At 57.6% G+C, this 15,453-nt stretch carries 18 protein-coding genes; 4 read left to right on the top strand and 14 right to left on the bottom strand.

Going from position 1 to position 15,453, the window contains the following annotated elements:
• Positions 1-38 precede the first annotated feature (38 nt).
• The 4 genes from CJF39_RS01770 to CJF39_RS01755 all read right to left on the bottom strand — a co-directional run bounded on the left by CJF39_RS01770 (position 39) and on the right by CJF39_RS01755 (position 3,746).
• On the bottom strand, positions 39-1,184 hold the full coding sequence (locus tag CJF39_RS01770; protein ID WP_094991878.1) for an RHS repeat-associated core domain-containing protein: 1,146 nt from the start codon (positions 1,182-1,184) through the stop codon (positions 39-41).
• 111 nt (positions 1,185-1,295) lie between these two features.
• The gene (locus CJF39_RS01765) at positions 1,296-2,078 is read right to left on the bottom strand and encodes a MetQ/NlpA family ABC transporter substrate-binding protein (protein ID WP_094991877.1); all 783 of its coding nucleotides are present in this window, start codon (positions 2,076-2,078) and stop codon (positions 1,296-1,298) included.
• Positions 2,079-2,220: 142 nt separating this feature from the next.
• A complete protein-coding gene (locus CJF39_RS01760) occupies positions 2,221-3,114 on the bottom strand; it encodes a sigma 54-interacting transcriptional regulator (RefSeq protein WP_094991876.1) in 894 nt (297 codons plus the stop codon).
• A gap of 50 nt (positions 3,115-3,164) precedes the next feature.
• Positions 3,165-3,746 carry an alpha/beta hydrolase gene (locus tag CJF39_RS01755; RefSeq protein WP_094991875.1) on the bottom strand — a complete coding sequence of 194 codons (582 nt, stop codon included), beginning with the start codon at positions 3,744-3,746 and terminating at the stop codon, positions 3,165-3,167.
• A gap of 236 nt (positions 3,747-3,982) precedes the next feature.
• On the opposite strand from CJF39_RS01755, the gene CJF39_RS01750 reads away from it, so the two are divergent.
• Positions 3,983-4,462 carry a DUF962 domain-containing protein gene (locus CJF39_RS01750; protein ID WP_094991874.1) on the top strand — a complete coding sequence of 160 codons (480 nt, stop codon included), beginning with the start codon at positions 3,983-3,985 and terminating at the stop codon, positions 4,460-4,462.
• A 60-nt stretch (positions 4,463-4,522) separates the two neighbouring features.
• On the opposite strand, the gene CJF39_RS01745 is transcribed toward CJF39_RS01750, so the two are convergent.
• Positions 4,523-5,167: an HAD family hydrolase gene (locus CJF39_RS01745; protein WP_094991873.1), complete on the bottom strand. Its 645-nt coding sequence runs from the start codon at positions 5,165-5,167 to the stop codon at positions 4,523-4,525.
• A 32-nt stretch (positions 5,168-5,199) separates the two neighbouring features.
• Positions 5,200-5,748 (bottom strand): gamma carbonic anhydrase family protein, encoded by a 549-nt coding sequence (locus tag CJF39_RS01740; RefSeq protein ID WP_094991872.1) that lies wholly within the window; start codon positions 5,746-5,748, stop codon positions 5,200-5,202.
• Between the two features lie 102 nt (positions 5,749-5,850).
• Between CJF39_RS01740 and prlC the strand changes: the two genes are divergently transcribed.
• Together prlC and CJF39_RS01730 are read left to right on the top strand one after the other, a co-directional pair.
• Positions 5,851-7,902 carry an oligopeptidase A gene (gene prlC, locus CJF39_RS01735; RefSeq protein ID WP_094991888.1) on the top strand — a complete coding sequence of 684 codons (2,052 nt, stop codon included), beginning with the start codon at positions 5,851-5,853 and terminating at the stop codon, positions 7,900-7,902.
• Positions 7,899-8,177: a YheV family putative zinc ribbon protein gene (locus CJF39_RS01730; protein WP_094991871.1), complete on the top strand. Its 279-nt coding sequence runs from the start codon at positions 7,899-7,901 to the stop codon at positions 8,175-8,177. The genes prlC and CJF39_RS01730 overlap by 4 nt, the downstream gene beginning before the upstream one ends.
• Positions 8,178-8,232: 55 nt before the next feature.
• Here the strand turns inward: CJF39_RS01730 and CJF39_RS01725 are convergent, their stop codons facing one another.
• The 8 genes from CJF39_RS01725 to oscA form a co-directional block, all read right to left on the bottom strand.
• Complete coding sequence (locus tag CJF39_RS01725; protein WP_094991870.1) at positions 8,233-9,177, bottom strand: phosphatidate cytidylyltransferase; 945 nt, start codon at positions 9,175-9,177, stop codon at positions 8,233-8,235.
• Positions 9,174-9,773 carry a lysophospholipid acyltransferase family protein gene (locus tag CJF39_RS01720; protein WP_094991869.1) on the bottom strand — a complete coding sequence of 200 codons (600 nt, stop codon included), beginning with the start codon at positions 9,771-9,773 and terminating at the stop codon, positions 9,174-9,176. Before CJF39_RS01720 ends, CJF39_RS01725 begins: the two co-directional genes overlap by 4 nt.
• Complete coding sequence (locus tag CJF39_RS01715; protein WP_094991868.1) at positions 9,760-10,392, bottom strand: CDP-alcohol phosphatidyltransferase family protein; 633 nt, start codon at positions 10,390-10,392, stop codon at positions 9,760-9,762. The genes CJF39_RS01720 and CJF39_RS01715 overlap by 14 nt, the downstream gene beginning before the upstream one ends.
• 200 nt (positions 10,393-10,592) lie before the next feature.
• Positions 10,593-11,582, bottom strand: a complete 990-nt coding sequence (locus tag CJF39_RS01710) for a sulfate/molybdate ABC transporter ATP-binding protein (protein ID WP_094991867.1) — start codon at positions 11,580-11,582, stop codon at positions 10,593-10,595.
• A 3-nt stretch (positions 11,583-11,585) separates the two neighbouring features.
• Positions 11,586-12,443 (bottom strand): sulfate ABC transporter permease subunit CysW, encoded by an 858-nt coding sequence (cysW, locus tag CJF39_RS01705; protein WP_432760227.1) that lies wholly within the window; start codon positions 12,441-12,443, stop codon positions 11,586-11,588.
• A gap of 28 nt (positions 12,444-12,471) precedes the next feature.
• Complete coding sequence (gene cysT / locus CJF39_RS01700) at positions 12,472-13,290, bottom strand: sulfate ABC transporter permease subunit CysT (RefSeq protein WP_094991865.1); 819 nt, start codon at positions 13,288-13,290, stop codon at positions 12,472-12,474.
• A 91-nt stretch (positions 13,291-13,381) separates the two neighbouring features.
• Complete coding sequence (locus CJF39_RS01695) at positions 13,382-14,392, bottom strand: sulfate ABC transporter substrate-binding protein (RefSeq protein ID WP_094991864.1); 1,011 nt, start codon at positions 14,390-14,392, stop codon at positions 13,382-13,384.
• Between the two features lie 68 nt (positions 14,393-14,460).
• Positions 14,461-14,643, bottom strand: coding sequence for a sulfur starvation response protein OscA (gene oscA, locus CJF39_RS01690; protein ID WP_047278876.1), 183 nt, complete (start codon positions 14,641-14,643; stop codon positions 14,461-14,463).
• Between the two features lie 384 nt (positions 14,644-15,027).
• Here oscA and CJF39_RS01685 point away from each other — a divergent pair, with 384 nt between their 5' ends.
• A complete protein-coding gene (locus tag CJF39_RS01685; protein ID WP_094991863.1) occupies positions 15,028-15,297 on the top strand; it encodes a TIGR02647 family protein in 270 nt (89 codons plus the stop codon).
• Positions 15,298-15,453 lie beyond the last annotated feature (156 nt).

Here is a 15,453-nt window from a genome sequence, read left to right as displayed (position 1 = left end):
CCGCAAGGGGGGCGGGACGGCTTGGGGCTGTGCGCAGATTAAAAGGAGCTTCGTCTTATATCTCCGGCTTTCGCCTGGATTTTGGTCAGCTCTTTCAGCACATAAATTTGTCTTGCCTGATTGTTAAAGGATTCATGAGAAACCTCTAGAGGCGGTGCTGAAGGCTCAGGAGCCCCTGCCGATGAAGACGATCTTGAGACGCTTGCTGACGAGGCAGGCGTAGCGCGGTTAGCCACGGGCGATTGGGTTCTTGAGCCCTGTGGGAGGCTTCTAAAAAAGTCGTAGGTTTCAATAAACGCACTATTGGCTCTCGCCTGTCTGGCCTGTTTGCGCATCGCTCTCCAGCCGAACACGTTAGCACCCACGCCTCCTGCTAAACCCAGTGCCGAGAGGCCCAGCATTGACCAAAGCAGTGCATTACCGTCATCCCCCTCGTCCTTGGATGCTGCCACCTGCCGGCCCACGCCGACGACACTGGCTGTTATTCCCACTGTTGTTCCGACGACTCTCGCCACGGCAGCGACCGAGATTGTATTTTTTTTCAGGTTTTTGAGTGCGCTCCAAAACCCGACACCGGGTATGGCCCCATTGATGCCGCTAGCCACGCCGAGTATTGAGAGTGCGATAGAAAGAATATTGTCCAGGGCTAACCGCCCGCTGGGGTCTACCCGATTCACCGGGTCCCCTTTGCAATAGGCATAGGCGTTGATCCCTCCTGCACTAAACGGGCTTAACCGGTCCGGACTGTTGAAGCGCATGAGCACGGTGTTGTAGGCCCGATGGCCATTGCCTAGCAGATAGTGTCCGGTTGAAGGGTCAGGAAGTTCTCCGTTAAAAGCCAACAGGCTTTGCTGCCCAGGTTGAGCCGTCTGATGCCCATAAGGGCTATACGCCAAAGCACCCTTTTCGCCAGCACTGAGTTCGAGTAACACGCTGCGTTGCTGGTCAGTCACCAGAAGCTGTGCGTCGGCAGCTCTGCGGGTTGCCAGGAGTTGGTTCTGGAACTGAAAGACCGACTGATGTTGATCGCCCTGCAGCTGTGTACTCAAGCGTTCACGGTTATAAAAGCGCTGCGCAGGTGGCGCTGAGTCAAGTTGGTGGGTGGTCAAGCGATCCAGCGGGTCGTAGCCGTAGTGTGTGCGGGGCATGACCGAGCGCTTCTTTGCCTGAGTTGCAGCAAGCATCACCGTCAAACGGTACGCTGCCTACCTAGCAACTCTGCTAGGTGATGTAATGCGCAATAAAAAACGCCGACGCTGTGCAAGCCGTCGGCGTTTGGGGTGACGCTGCGCGGGTTAAAACGCTGGCAGCACGGCACCGTTGTATTTCTTCTCAATGAACGCTTTGACCTCAGGGCTGGTCAGGGCTTTGGCCAGTTTCTGGATAGCTTCGCTGTTCTTGTTGTCCGGGCGGGCAACCAGGTAATTCACGTAAGGCGAATCAGCCCCTTCAATCACCAAGGCATCTTTAGCCGGGTTCAAGCCTGCTTCCAGTGCGTAGTTGGTGTTGATCATGTCCAGATCGACCTGATCCAGCACGCGGGGCAGCATGGCGGATTCAAGCTCTTTGAACTTGAAATTGTGCGGGTTTTTGGCGATGTCCTTGGGGGTCGAGACGGCATTTGCAGGGTCTTTGAGTTCGATCAAACCGGCCTTCTGCAACAGGATCAACGCACGGCCGCTGTTGCTGCCTTCGTTGGGGATCGCGATGGTTGCACCGTCTTTGAGTTCGGCCAGCGATTTAACTTTCTTCGAGTAACCCCCAAACGGTTCAACGTGAACGCCGATCACGGTTTCAAGGTGAGTGCCTTTACCTTTGTTGAAGCTCTCCAAGTACGGCAGGGTCTGGAAATAGTTGGCGTCCAGACGTTTCTGATCGACCTGCACGTTGGGTTGCACGTAGTCGGTGAAGACTTTGATGTCCAGGTCCACGCCTTCTTTGGCGAGGGCCGGTTTGATCAGCTCAAGGATTTCGGCGTGGGGAACGGGGGTCGCAGCGACCACCAGTTTCTCGCCAGCCTGCGCCAGGCCTGCCGTCAAAGCAGCCGCCAATGCGGTAAACAACAGAACCTTTTTCATGCAATGCCCCTACGTACGTGGCCGTTCGAATGACGGCTTGATTTGGATGACGGAGCTGACAATACCGAGATTCTTTATTCCCTAATAATAATTTTTAATCGCTTGCTTATATCTATTAGTTATTTAAAGGCGTTGTCAGGCCCTACAACAGGGCTTTGAGCGCTGCCAGCTCTTGCTCGGTCGCGCCTCTGATGAACAATTCGATCTGACTCAGCGCATCCGGCAGGTTCAAATGCTCGGGCTGGATCTCATCGCCCGTGCTCACCAGCAAGGCAAAATGGATTACGTTCTCCAGCTCGCGGGTGTTGCCGGGCCAACTGTGGCGTTCGAGTACCTGTTGCGCGCTGTCGCTGATAAAAGGCACGGGCAGGCTCAGACGCTGGCTGTAGACCCCCAAAAAGTATTCAGCCAGCGACAAAATATCCCCCGGGCGTTCGCGCAAGGCCGGCAAGTCCAGTCGCCCTTCGCTCAAATAGTGATACAGCCGTTCATGGAACTTGCCCGCCGCGACCGCCTGCGCCAGATCAATGCTGGTGGCCGCCACCAGCCGCACATCCATCGGGTTGGGCTGATGGGCACCCACGCGGGTAACTTCGTGGTTTTCCAGCGCGGCCAGTAATTTGATTTGAATCGCCAGCGGCAAATCCCCGATCTCGTCCAGGTACAACGTGCCGCCGTTGGCCGACCCGAACCACCCCGCCCGGCTGCTGGCAGAACTGCTGTGGGCTCCGGCTGCGTAGCCAAACAGCTCAGCGTCGGCATAGGTGGGGCTGATCGCGCCGCAGTTTACCGACACAAATAACCCCGTACGGTCGCTGGCGCGATGAATGTGGCGGGCCAGCAGTTCCTTGCCGGTGCCGGTCTCGCCACGGATCAGTACTGGCAGTGAACGAGGCGCCAACAGTTCGAGGTCGCTGCGCAATTGGCGTGAGCGCGGGTCGACAAACACCAGCGCCTTGGCGCGAATGCTCAGTGGGCTTTTTTCAGCGTCAGGAAACGTCAGCAGTGGCTGACCGAAAGTTTCATGCAGGCTCATGGCTGGCTCCCGCCCGCCGCCGGAGGGTGGGCGCGGGCGTTACAGAAAAATCATGCGCGGCGCAGGGCGTCGTGCTCTATGCGGGTTTGCAGGCGATACAAAAAAGCGAAACCTTGCTCCCAGCGCTGATGCCCGGACTTGACGTTGATGTGTCCGGCGCCGCTGATGATTCCGATCTCCGCGCCCCATTGGCGGGCAAATTCCATTGCCCTGGCGGCGCTCACGGCCGGGTCGTTATCAGAACTGACGATCTGGCTCGGGAACGGCAAACGCTGTGCCGGAATGGGTGCAAAATTACGCAGGGCGGGCGCACAGGCAGGGCGTTCGACATCGGCCGGCGCCACCAGCAGCGCGCCCCGTACTTGGCTTAACAGACTGGCAGGTGCCCGTTCGGCCCAATGCGCCACGGTGATGCACCCCAGGCTGTGAGCAATCAGAATCACCGGTGTGTTATCAGCAGCAATCGCTTCGGCCAGTGCGGCGATCCAGTCTTCGCGACGTGGCGTCAGCCAATCAGCCTGTTCCACACGGGCACCGTTGGGCAGGCTGTTCTGCCAGTGGGTTTGCCAATGATCGTCGGCCGAACCTTGCCAGCCCGGCACTATCAAATAGCGAATCGACTCGTTGCCCATGGGTGTGCGCCTCCTGCTTGGGTGTGTTACAGGGTCAGTATAGGGATGGCTTTTAGATTCGCTAAGGAATAAGAAGCTATTTATTAATAACTAAAAGAACTTAACAAGGGCCCTCACTCGCGACACTGAGCCGTAATTCACCCCGTCACTGGCCGTAATTAAGTACTTTTGGCCGTCTGCGCGGGTGTCACGGGGTGCCTACACTGGGGGTCATCGTTAATCCCAAAGGCTGCGCCATGAAAACCCTCGTCGAGCACCTGAGCCAGTACGCGGCGTATCACCGCGATGCGCGAAATATCCTGACCCACTTCGTCGGCATTCCGCTGATCGTGATTGCCGTGGCGACGTTGTTGTCACGCCCGCAGTGGGCCGCAATTTCGCCCGCGTTGGTGTTGATGGTGGCCAGCGCGGTGTTTTATTTGCGACTTGAGTTACGGCTCGGGCTGTTGATGACGCTATTGCTGGGGTTGGCCGTGTGGCTCGGGTATGCGCTGGCGGCCCTGAGCACGGGGCTGTGGCTGGGCTGGGGCGTCGGGTTGTTTGTGCTGGGGTGGGTCATTCAGTTTGTGGGGCATTACTACGAAGGTCGAAAACCGGCGTTCATCGATGACGTGACCGGGCTGATCGTGGGGCCGCTGTTTGTCGTGGTGGAGTTGGGTTTTTTGCTGGGCTGGCGCAAGGATTTGCAGCAGGCGATCGAACGAAGCAGTCGCTGACGCATTGAGCGGGTGTTTGGCACCCGGGCATCTGCGGCAGCGACGACCCCGTTGCGGGGCTTATCTGAACGCCTGATGCAGTTGCGCCAGGGTTTGAAAGTGGTAGGTGGGCGCGAACGCGCTCAGCTCTTCGAAACTGCCGAACCCATACCCCACCGCGGCGGCATCCAGGCCGTTGTCGCGGGCGCCGATCAGGTCATGCTTGCGGTCGCCGATCATCAAGGTCTGCGCCGGGTCGAGCCCTTGCTCGCTCATCAAGTGGCGGATCAGCTCGACTTTATTGGTGCGTGTGCCGTCCAGCTCGCTGCCGTAAATCACCTTGAAGTGCCGGGCGAAGTCAAAGTGCCGGGCGATTTCGCGGGCGTACACCTGTGGCTTGGAGGTGGCGATAAACAGCTGTCGACCTTGACTGACCAGCTCTTCCAGCAGCGGCGTCACCCCTTCGAATACGTGGTTTTCATACAGCCCGGTCACGGCAAACCGTTCGCGGTAATAACCCATGGCTTCCCAGGCCTTGGCCTCGTCAAAGCCATACGTGGCCATGAACGCTTGCAGCAAGGGCGGGCCAATGAAGTGTTCCAGCGTGCGCACGTCAGGTTCGTCGATGCCCATTTTGCTCAGGCCGTACTGAATCGAGCGCGTAATACCCTCACGCGGGTCGGTCAACGTGCCGTCGAGGTCAAACAATACGTTTTGGTAATGCATGCAGGGCTCCTAAGCCGTGATCGTGGAGAGGCTCAAACGGGCTGGTGGTAGCCTTCGGCCAAGTGTTGGTCCTTGAGTTTGACGTAGTTGCCAGCGCTGTATGTGAAGAAGGCCTTTTCCTTGTCGTTCAGCGCGCGCACTTGCCTGACCGGGCTGCCAACGTACAGGAACCCGCTGGCCAGGCGCTTGCCGGGCGGCACCAGGCTGCCTGCGCCAACGATTACATCGTCTTCAATGACAGCGCCGTCCATCACGATGCTGCCCATGCCGATTAACACGCGGCTGCCCACGGTACAGCCATGCAGCATGACTTTGTGCGCGATGGTTACGTCGTCCCCGATCAGCAACGGGTAACCCTCGGGGTTGAACGGCCCGGCGTGTGTGATGTGCAGCACGCAACCGTCCTGCACGCTGGTGCGCGCGCCAATACGGATGCGGTGCATGTCGCCGCGAATCACGGTCAATGGCCAGACGGAGCTGTCGGCGCCGATCTCGACATCGCCGATCACAACGGCTGAACGGTCAACGAAGGCGCGTTCGCCCAATGCGGGGGTGTGCTGCTGGAACGGACGGATGGACACAAATAGCTTCCTTCTTTAGCAGTAATAGGGCGTCACAGGGCTGCGGTCTGCGGCGATTGTAATTAAGATGGCCCAATGTTTCTTCCAGCCAAGGTGCTTAACGTGAGCGAGAACAACCCTCTATTGCAGCCCTACGACCTGCCGCCGTTCTCGGCGATCCGTCCTGAGCACGTGCAGCCGGCCATCGAGCAGATCCTCGCTGACAACCGCGCCGGCATCGAAAAAATTCTTCAAGAACAGGGCCGTAACCCAACTTGGGAAGGTCTGGTGCTGGCCATGGATGAGCTGAACGACCGACTGGGCGCAGCCTGGAGCCCGGTCAGCCATTTAAATGCCGTGTGCAACAGCGCTGAGCTGCGTGCTGCTTACGAGGCATGCTTGCCAGCCTTGAGTGCGTATTCGACTGAAATGGGTCAAAACCGCGCACTGTTCCAAGCGTTCGAAGCCCTCGCGCATAGCCCGCAAGTGGCAACGTTCGATCAGGCGCAACTGACCATTCTGGAGCATTCGCTGCGCGACTTCCGTCTGTCGGGTATCGACCTGCCGCTCGACAAGCAAAAGCGCTATGCGGAGGTGCAGAGCAAGCTGTCCGAGCTGGGCAGCACATTCTCCAACCAACTGCTGGACGCCACGCAAGCCTGGACCAAGCACATCACGGACGAAGCCGCTCTGGCGGGCCTGACCGAGTCGGCCAAGGCGCAAATGGCCGCAGCTGCTCAAGCCAAAGGGCTGGACGGCTGGCTGATTACGCTCGAATTCCCGAGCTATTACCCGATCATGACGTACGCCGAAGACCGCGCGCTGCGCGAAGAAGTCTACGCGGCGTACTGCACCCGTGCCTCGGATCAAGGCCCGAATGCCGGTACGTTCGATAACGGCCCGGTGATGGAAGAAATCCTCGACCTGCGCCAGGAGCTGGCGCAGTTGTTGGGCTTCGGCAGTTTTGCCGAGCTGAGCCTGGCCACCAAAATGGCCGAGACGCCGGACCAGGTACTGACCTTCCTGCGTGATCTGGCCAAGCGCAGCAAGCCGTTTGCCGCGCGTGACCTGGAGCAACTGCAAGCGTACGCCGCCGAGCAAGGTTGCCCGCAATTGAAAAGCTGGGACACCGGGTTCTTCGGTGAGAAGCTGCGCGAGCAGCGCTACAGCGTGTCCCAGGAAACCTTGCGCGCGTATTTCCCGATCGACAAAGTGCTCAAGGGCCTGTTTGACATCGTGCATACCCTGTACGGCATCGAGATCGTTGAGCTCAAAGGCTTCGACACTTGGCACCCGGACGTTCGGCTGTTTGAAATCAAGGAAAACGGCCAGCATGTCGGGCGTTTCTTCTTTGACTTGTACGCCCGCGCCAACAAGCGTGGTGGTGCGTGGATGGACGGCGCCCGCGACCGTCGTCGCACGGCAGCAGGTGTATTGCAAAGCCCGGTGGCGAACCTGGTGTGCAACTTCACCCCGGCAGTGGCGGGCAAGCCTGCCCTGCTGACGCACGACGAAGTGACCACCCTCTTCCATGAATTCGGTCACGGTTTGCACCACATGCTGACCGAGATCGAACACTCCGGCGTGTCCGGTATCAATGGCGTGGCATGGGATGCGGTCGAGCTGCCCAGTCAGTTCATGGAAAACTGGTGCTGGGAGCCTGAGGGCCTGGCCCTGATTTCCGGCCACTACGAAACCGGCGAAGCCTTGCCGCAAGACCTGCTGCAGAAAATGCTCGCCGCCAAGAATTTCCAGTCCGGGCTGATGATGGTTCGCCAGCTGGAGTTCTCGCTGTTTGACTTTGAATTGCACGCCACCCACGGTGACGGCCGCAGCGTGGCACAAGTGCTCGATGGCATCCGTGACGAGGTCTCGGTTATGCGTCCACCGGCGTACAACCGCTTTCCGAACAGCTTTGCACACATCTTCGCAGGCGGTTATGCCGCGGGTTACTACAGCTACAAGTGGGCGGAAGTGCTGTCGGCGGACGCGTTCTCGCGTTTTGAAGAAGAAGGCGTGTTCAACCCGCACACCGGCAAGGCGTTCCGTCAGGCGATTCTGGCCCGCGGTGGTTCCAAAGCGCCGATGGAGCTGTTCAAGGATTTCCGTGGCCGTGAGCCATCGATTGACGCGCTGTTGCGTCACAGCGGCCTGACCGAGGACTCGGCAGCATGAGCGATGCACCCGTGATCAAAACCAAAAAACGCTTTATCGCCGGGGCTGTATGCCCGGCGTGCAGCGAGCCTGACAAATTGATGATGTGGAATGAAAACGACGTGCCGCACCGTGAATGCGTGGCCTGCGGTTATTCGGACACATTGAATGAACAGGGCCTGTCGGTACCCAAGGAGTTGGGTACGCGGGTTAATACATCGGCGTTGAATAAAGCGCCTGACCCCAAGGTGCAGGCGGTGCAATTCTTTCCCAATCCGAAGCTGAAAAAGCCTTAACACCCCAAGCCCTGTGGTCGCCAGAAGCTAATGCGGGGCGACCACAGGGCGGCTGTTAGGCCGTGAAGAAGTAGCGCGTCAGGTGAAAGAAGATCGGTGCCGCGAAGCAAACCGAGTCCATCCTGTCGAGCATTCCGCCGTGCCCTTTGATGAGCGTGCCCCAATCTTTGGCACTCAGGCTGCGCTTGATTGCTGACATCACCAGCCCTCCCACAAAACCCATCACAACGATCACAAACGCCATCAGCAGTGATTGCCAGAAACTGAAGGGCGTCATCCAAAACATCCCCCCGCCAATAAGGGTCGCCGCCAGACCGCCGCCCACCAGGCCCTCAACGGTTTTTGAGGGGCTTACCAGGGGGGCGACTTTATGTTTGCCGAAGAGCTTTCCAAACACGTACTGCAGGACATCACTCATCTGCACAACAAAGACCATATAGAACAGCAGCAGAGCGTTCTGTCCCTGGAATCCCTCCAGCTCCAGCATCAGCAGAGCGGGAGCGTGGCTAATGCAGAAAATACAGATCATCACCCCCCACTGGATTTTCGCCGTGCGCTCCAGAAATCCCCCTGTGTCCTGACTCAATACCGCAATCGCGGGCAAGAGTAGAAAGGCATACACAGGGATCAGCAGCGTAAACATCGAGTACCAGTGGGTCGCGATCAGCACATATTGCAGCGGCACAAGGATGAAAAAGGCGATAAACAGTGCGTTATGGTCGCCTCTTTTGGTGGGTGCCAGCGTGATGAATTCTCTGAGTGCAAACAGAGAAATGAAGGCGAAAAGGATGACGGTTGCATTGCCGCCCAGCAGGTATGAAGTAAAGAAAACGATCACCATCCCCCACCACGCATTCACACGTTGATTCAGGTTTTCGATCGTTGCGATGCCACTTTCTGTGGTGGCTCGCTTGGCCAGTACATGACTGATGATTGAGGCGATGGCCAGCAGACTGGCAAGCCCGGCAAAGAACCACAGAAACTTGGTTTCAAACGTCATTTGGATAACCTCACGATGGCTTCGCGCGCCCGCTCAAGGAATGGCTGCTTCTCTTCGCCAGCGATTTTTTCCAGCGGATTGCCGATCCGGATCGTGCAGATAATGGGCAGCGGGAAATGCTTGCCTTTAGGCATGGATCGATGAAGGTTTTCCAAATAAATGGGCACCAGGTCGACATCAGGGAATGCTTCGCTCAACCGGAACAGACCCGATTTGAAGTCGCCCGGCAGGGCCTGGCAGGCGCGTGTGCCCTCCGGGAAAAAAATGATGGAGTGCCCCGCTCGCAGTACGTCGTAAATAGGTTCCAGTGCGGGTTTATCCGCGCCTGGCTTACGCTCGATCAAAACCGCATTCAGTCCTTTTTTTGAGACATACGAAAGAAATGCGTTCTTGCCCCAGTAGTCGGCTGCTGCTACGGGCTTCACGTTAATGCGAGCCTCGCGTGGAAGCGCCGCAATGATGGCGAGTGTGTCCATATGGCTGGTGTGATTGGCGAAATAAATGCGCTGGCGGGTAAGGTCTGGAGGGCTCTGCCAGCGGGCGTTTACCCCGATCAGGACCCGAAGCACTGAAATCAGAGCATTACTGATCCACATGGGCGTTTTCCTTGAGCTGTCTGGCGATTGCGAGCGTTCGTGTCCCACAGGTGATAAGCGAGCCGACAACGATGATGATCAGCGCGGTCAATAACGCGTGGTGAGTGCCATAAGCTGGCGTTTCAATCGCATTGAGCAAAAGGGCTGCTGTCATCAGCGCCATTCGGTGCTGTTTGGCCATGGGGCCTGCAAAACACTGAACGAGGCCAATCGAGCCGCCAAAAACCCTTACGTAGGCGGTCAGGGCTGCCGCCAAGGCGCCAAACCATCCAAGGTCCGAATAACCAATCGCATAACCAAGCCCCACGATGAGCACGCTATCGGCTACGCGATCCGGAAATTCGTTGTAGAGACTGCCAAGGTCGGATTTTTTCCCGCCTTCTATTGCCACCATGCCATCCAATAGATTGCACAACAGACGCAGTTGAATAGCGAAGGCGCACATGATTGATCCAATGACGCCATTGTCCGCTATCAATATGCCCGCACCGGCCAACGCAAAGACCACACTGGCCACTGAAATCTGATTGGGGGAAATAGTTCTTTTGAGCAAGGCATAGGTGATGCCCGTTGCCCACCTGGAAGAGCGGGCCTTGATGGGTCTTCGGTTTTCCTTCATGCGAATCCTTGCGACTTGTCGTGAGAGAAAAGTCGGACTCTATGTGCATAAGACGGATTTTTATGTCCGATCAGATCAGTAACTTACGAGTGAAGTAGCCGTTTTTTTTGTAGGGCTCAGGTACGGAAGGGGTGTGTTCCTAGGCATAAAAAAAGCCTGAGCATCGAAAGACGTCAGGCTTTGGGTGAACCGTTTGGCGGTTACAGGCTGCTGTGTTTCTGCCACACCTTCGGCTTGAAGAACAACGTCTCGCCACGGGCCAGACCGGTCAGGCTGTCATGGTCTTTGACCACTTCCACCTCGATCAGCTCGCTTTGACCCTCAACCTTCAATGTCACGCGGGTGGTCGCGCCCAGCGGACGGATATCGCGCACCTGAGCGGCGTGGTGTTCTTCAATTTCATGGCGTGACAACGACACTTCGTGCGGGCGGAACAAGACGTGCTGGTCTTCGCCAATGTGCAGGCGGTTGGAGTCGCCCAAGAAGTGATACACGAAGTCGCTGGCCGGGTTTTCGTATACCTCGCCCGGGGAACCGATCTGTTCGATCACGCCTTTGTTCATGACCACAATGCGGTCCGCGACTTCCATCGCTTCTTCCTGGTCGTGGGTCACGAACACCGACGTCAAGTTGATGTCTTCGTGCAAGCGCGCCAACCAGCGGCGCAGCTCTTTACGCACCTTGGCATCGAGGGCGCCGAAAGGCTCGTCCAGCAACAGCACTTTAGGTTCGACCGCCAGTGCGCGGGCTAGGGCGATACGCTGGCGCTGGCCGCCTGACAGTTGCTCCGGGTAACGGTCCGATAACCAGTCCAGTTGCACCATGTTCAGCAGCTCGTGGACTTTTTCGGCAATCCGGCTTTCGCTCGGGCGTTCCTTTTTCGGTTTCATGCGCAGGCCGAACGCGACGTTGTCAAACACCGTCATGTGGCGGAACAGCGCGTAATGCTGGAACACAAACCCGACGTTGCGATCACGCACGTCATGGCCCGAGACGTCTTCGCCGTGGAACACGATGTTGCCTTCGTCCGGGGTCTCCAGGCCTGCAATGATGCGCAGCAACGTGGTTTTGCCGCAGCCCGACGGCCCCAGCAAGGCCACGAGCTCGCCACTCTGGATGTCCAGATTGATGCGATCCAGCGCCTTGAAGGCGTTGAAGTTTTTGCTGACGTTACGAACTTCGATCGACATGCTTTATTCCTCTGCGGCGCTGGCGCGCAGGCGGTTAATACGGGATTCGCTCCACTGCTTGAGCAGCAGGATGAAGAGCGCCAGGATCAGCAACAGGGTGGCCACAGCGAAGGCGGCAACGTGGTTGTATTCGTTGTAGAGGATCTCGACGTGCAGCGGCAGGGTGTTGGTCACCCCGCGAATGTGCCCGGACACCACGGACACTGCGCCGAATTCGCCCATCGCCCGTGCGGTACACAGCACCACGCCGTAGATCAGGCCCCATTTGATATTCGGTACTGTGACGTGCCAGAACATTTGCCAGCCGTTGGCCCCCAGCAGGCGTGCGGCCTCTTCTTCCTGGGTGCCCTGCTCTTGCATCAGCGGGATCAGCTCGCGTGCCACGAAGGGCACGGTGACGAAGATGGTCGCCAGCACGATGCCCGGCAGTGCGAAAACGATCTGAATGTCGTGGTCTTGCAGCCACTCACCGAAGAAGCCCTGTGCGCCGAACATCAGCACGTAGACCAGACCGGCGATCACCGGCGATACCGAGAACGGCAGGTCGATCAGTGTCACGAGGATGCTTTTGCCGCGAAAGCTGTATTTGCTCACGCACCATGCCGCGCTGACGCCGAAGACCACGTTGAGCGGCACCGAGATTACAACGGCGATGATGGTCAGTTTCAGGGCCGACAGGGCATCAGGTTCAAGAATGGCATCGAAGAACGCGCCGAAACCGAGCTTCAGGCCCTGCGAGACCACAATCAGCAACGGGAGCAGCAGGAATACGACGAAGAATAACCAGCCAAAGGCAATCAGTACCCGGCGCGAGAGCGGGCTGCCACGGCGAGCATCGTTGGCGACGGAGGCTGCGTTCATAGGTGTGTTGGACATGGTGACGCCTCCTTCAAGGGGTTTCGATGCGGCGCTGAATCAGGTTGATCAGCAGCAGCAAAATGAAGGAAACCACCAGCATCATCACGCCAATGGCCGTGGCGCCGGTGTAGTCGTATTGGTCGAGTTTGACCATGATCAACAGCGGCAAAATTTCGGTTTTCATCGGCATATTGCCGGCGATGAAAATCACCGAGCCGTACTCGCCGACGCCGCGGGCGAAGGCCAGCGCGAAACCCGTGAGCCACGCGGGCAATAGCGCGGGCACCAAAATATGGCGAAACACTTGCAGCGGTTTGGCGCCCAGGCAGGCAGCGGCTTCTTCGATTTCACGCGGAATATCGGCCAGCACCGGCTGTACGGTGCGCACCACAAATGGCAGCGTGACGAAGGTCAGCGCCAGCGTGATACCCATCGGGGTGTAGGCGATTTTGAAGCCCATGTCAGTGGCGAATTGGCCAATCCAGCCGTTCGGGGCATACAGCGCGGTCAGTGCGATACCGGCGACTGCCGTCGGCAGCGCAAAGGGCAGGTCGATCATGGCATCGATGACCTTGCGCCCCGGGAAGGTGTAGCGCACCAGCACCCAGGCCAGCACGGTGCCGATGATGCCGTTGATCAGTGCCGCAACAAAAGCGGTGCCGAAGCTCAATTTGAGCGCGGCCAATACGCGAGGGGCGGTGACGATGGCCCAAAACTGGTCCCAGGTCAGTTGCGCGGCATGCACGAACATGGCGGCCAGAGGAATGAGCACAATCAGGCTGAGATACACCAAGGTGTAGCCCAGTGTCAGCCCGAAGCCGGGTATGACGGGGGAGATACGACGCGACATAAAAGTCCTTGTTTAACGCACGAAGCCCGCAAACCGATTGCGGGCTTAATGTTCTAGCTTTAAGCGATGCCTGAAAGGCACGCCCCACAGGTTATTGCGCCTGGTAGATCTGGTCGAACACGCCACCGTCATTGAAGAATTTCGGTTGGGCAGTCTTCCAGCCGCCGAAGTCTTTGTCGATAGTCACAAGGTCCAGCTTCGGAAACTGCTGTGCGTATTTGGCTGCGACTTTCTCATCCCGAGGACGGTAGAAATTCTTAGCCGCAATTTCCTGACCGGCCGGGCTGTACAGGTGTTCGAGGTACGCTTTGGCGATCTCTGCGTTGCCCTTTTTATCGGCATTTTTGTCGACTACGGCAACCGGTGGCTCAGCCAGAATCGAGAGCGAAGGTACGACGATGTCGAACTTGTCCGCCCCGCCATCTTCTTTGAGTGCCAAAAACGCTTCGTTTTCCCACGCCAGCAGCACGTCTCCCTGACCGTTGTTGACGAAAGTGATGGTTGAGCCCCGTGCGCCGGTATCCAGTACAGGCACGTGCTTGAACAGATTTTGTACGTACTCTTTGGCTTTGGTTTCATCGCCGCCGTTAGCCTTAAGGCCGTAGGCGTAGGCAGCGAGGAAGTTCCAGCGTGCGCCGCCGCTGGTTTTCGGGTTCGGTGTAATCACCGACACGCCATCTTTGGTCAGGTCGTTCCAGTCCTTGATGCCTTTCGGGTTGCCCTTGCGCACCAGGAACACGATGGTCGAGGTGTACGGGGTGCTGGCGTCCGGAAGGCGGGTTTGCCAGTTTTCAGGGAGGGTTTTACCCAACTTGGCGATTTCGTCGATGTCACCGGCCAGTGCCAGGGTCACGACATCCGCGCGCAAGCCATCGATCACGCCACGCGCCTGTTTGCCCGAGCCCCCGTGTGACTGCTGAATTTTGACCTTGTCGTCGGGGTGGCTTTGTTTCCAGAACTGGGTGAACTCTGCGTTGTAATCCTGATACAGCTCACGGGTTGGATCGTAAGAAACGTTCAACAACTCGTAGTCTTTGGCCACGGCGGAGCCAGCAAAAATGGCACTGGCCAGCGCGGCCAAAGCGTAACGGCGTAGGGTCATAGGTGTGGCTCCAGAGCAGCGTGTATTTTTAATTTTTATAGGCGCCCCAGACAGGGCGCGTGGGGTATTCAGCTATTTTTTTGGCCCGGGTTCTGCAGGCGGAACTTCTCTTTGCGTTCGATCTGAACCACTTGGGCGTTGTGCACAGTGATTTCCACGGCACCGAAGCGCAGGTCACGTAGCGCGCTCTGGATTTCCCGCAGAATGGTGGCTTCGTCCTGGCCGTCAACGCTACGCAGAGATGCGCTCATGGTGTTGCTCCTGAAAAAATGAGGTGCCGATGGGTTCGTGTCGGCGTGGGGCAATAGTAGTGAGGCGCGATTATTCTTAAAAATACTATTTAAGAATGTTTATATAACTGAAATACGATTTACAACGAACGCCGTCATCGCTGCCTTGCCATGCAGGGAGCGATGGCGCGTGAAGTTGGCGTGAACAGGTGTTTTCAGACCGCCCGGCCATACAGGCCTGCACTTTGTTATTCGCGGTCTACACTCCAATTGCCTCGCCCGTGCACGATGCGGGGCAGGTGCGGCAAATGGCTCGGGTCCGGCGAGAACTGTTACTGGACAGTCAGGCCAACCAGGCTCACCTTAGGGTCGTTGTCGTCTTTTCCTGCATAGTCTGGAGTCCTTATGTCGTTTACCCCTGAGTTGGTTGCCGAACTGGAAGTCCTTGCACTGTTCGATCTGAACAGCACTCAAGAAGGGCTTAAAGTCCATCAAGAAGCTGACAAAAAGCTTATCGCTGCCGCCAAGCGGCTCCATGAAAAAGACCTCATCACCCAACCGGACGGGGGCTACCTCACCAGCCTGGGCCGTGATGCTGTTGAGCACGTGCAAACGACACTGTCGATTTTGACCACCAAACCCCTGGTGGCTGTGAAGTTGGCAGAACTTGCCTGACGCCACTGATCGCCCTCGGAATCTCTTGGTTGAATAAGGGATTCCGCGGGCTCTCCTTCTTCTCCCCGCAAAAAATCTGACGTCAAAAGCGCTTTCGCCCTAAGCCTTTTCATGGTCTCGCTGTAGACTCCCTCCTACGTTGCCTCCCTTCTCTTT

Source organism: Pseudomonas lundensis (genome assembly GCF_002269125.1).
Taxonomy (GTDB): Bacteria; Pseudomonadota; Gammaproteobacteria; order Pseudomonadales; family Pseudomonadaceae; genus Aquipseudomonas; species Aquipseudomonas lundensis_A.
This window is presented reverse-complemented; position numbering and strand designations above follow the sequence as displayed.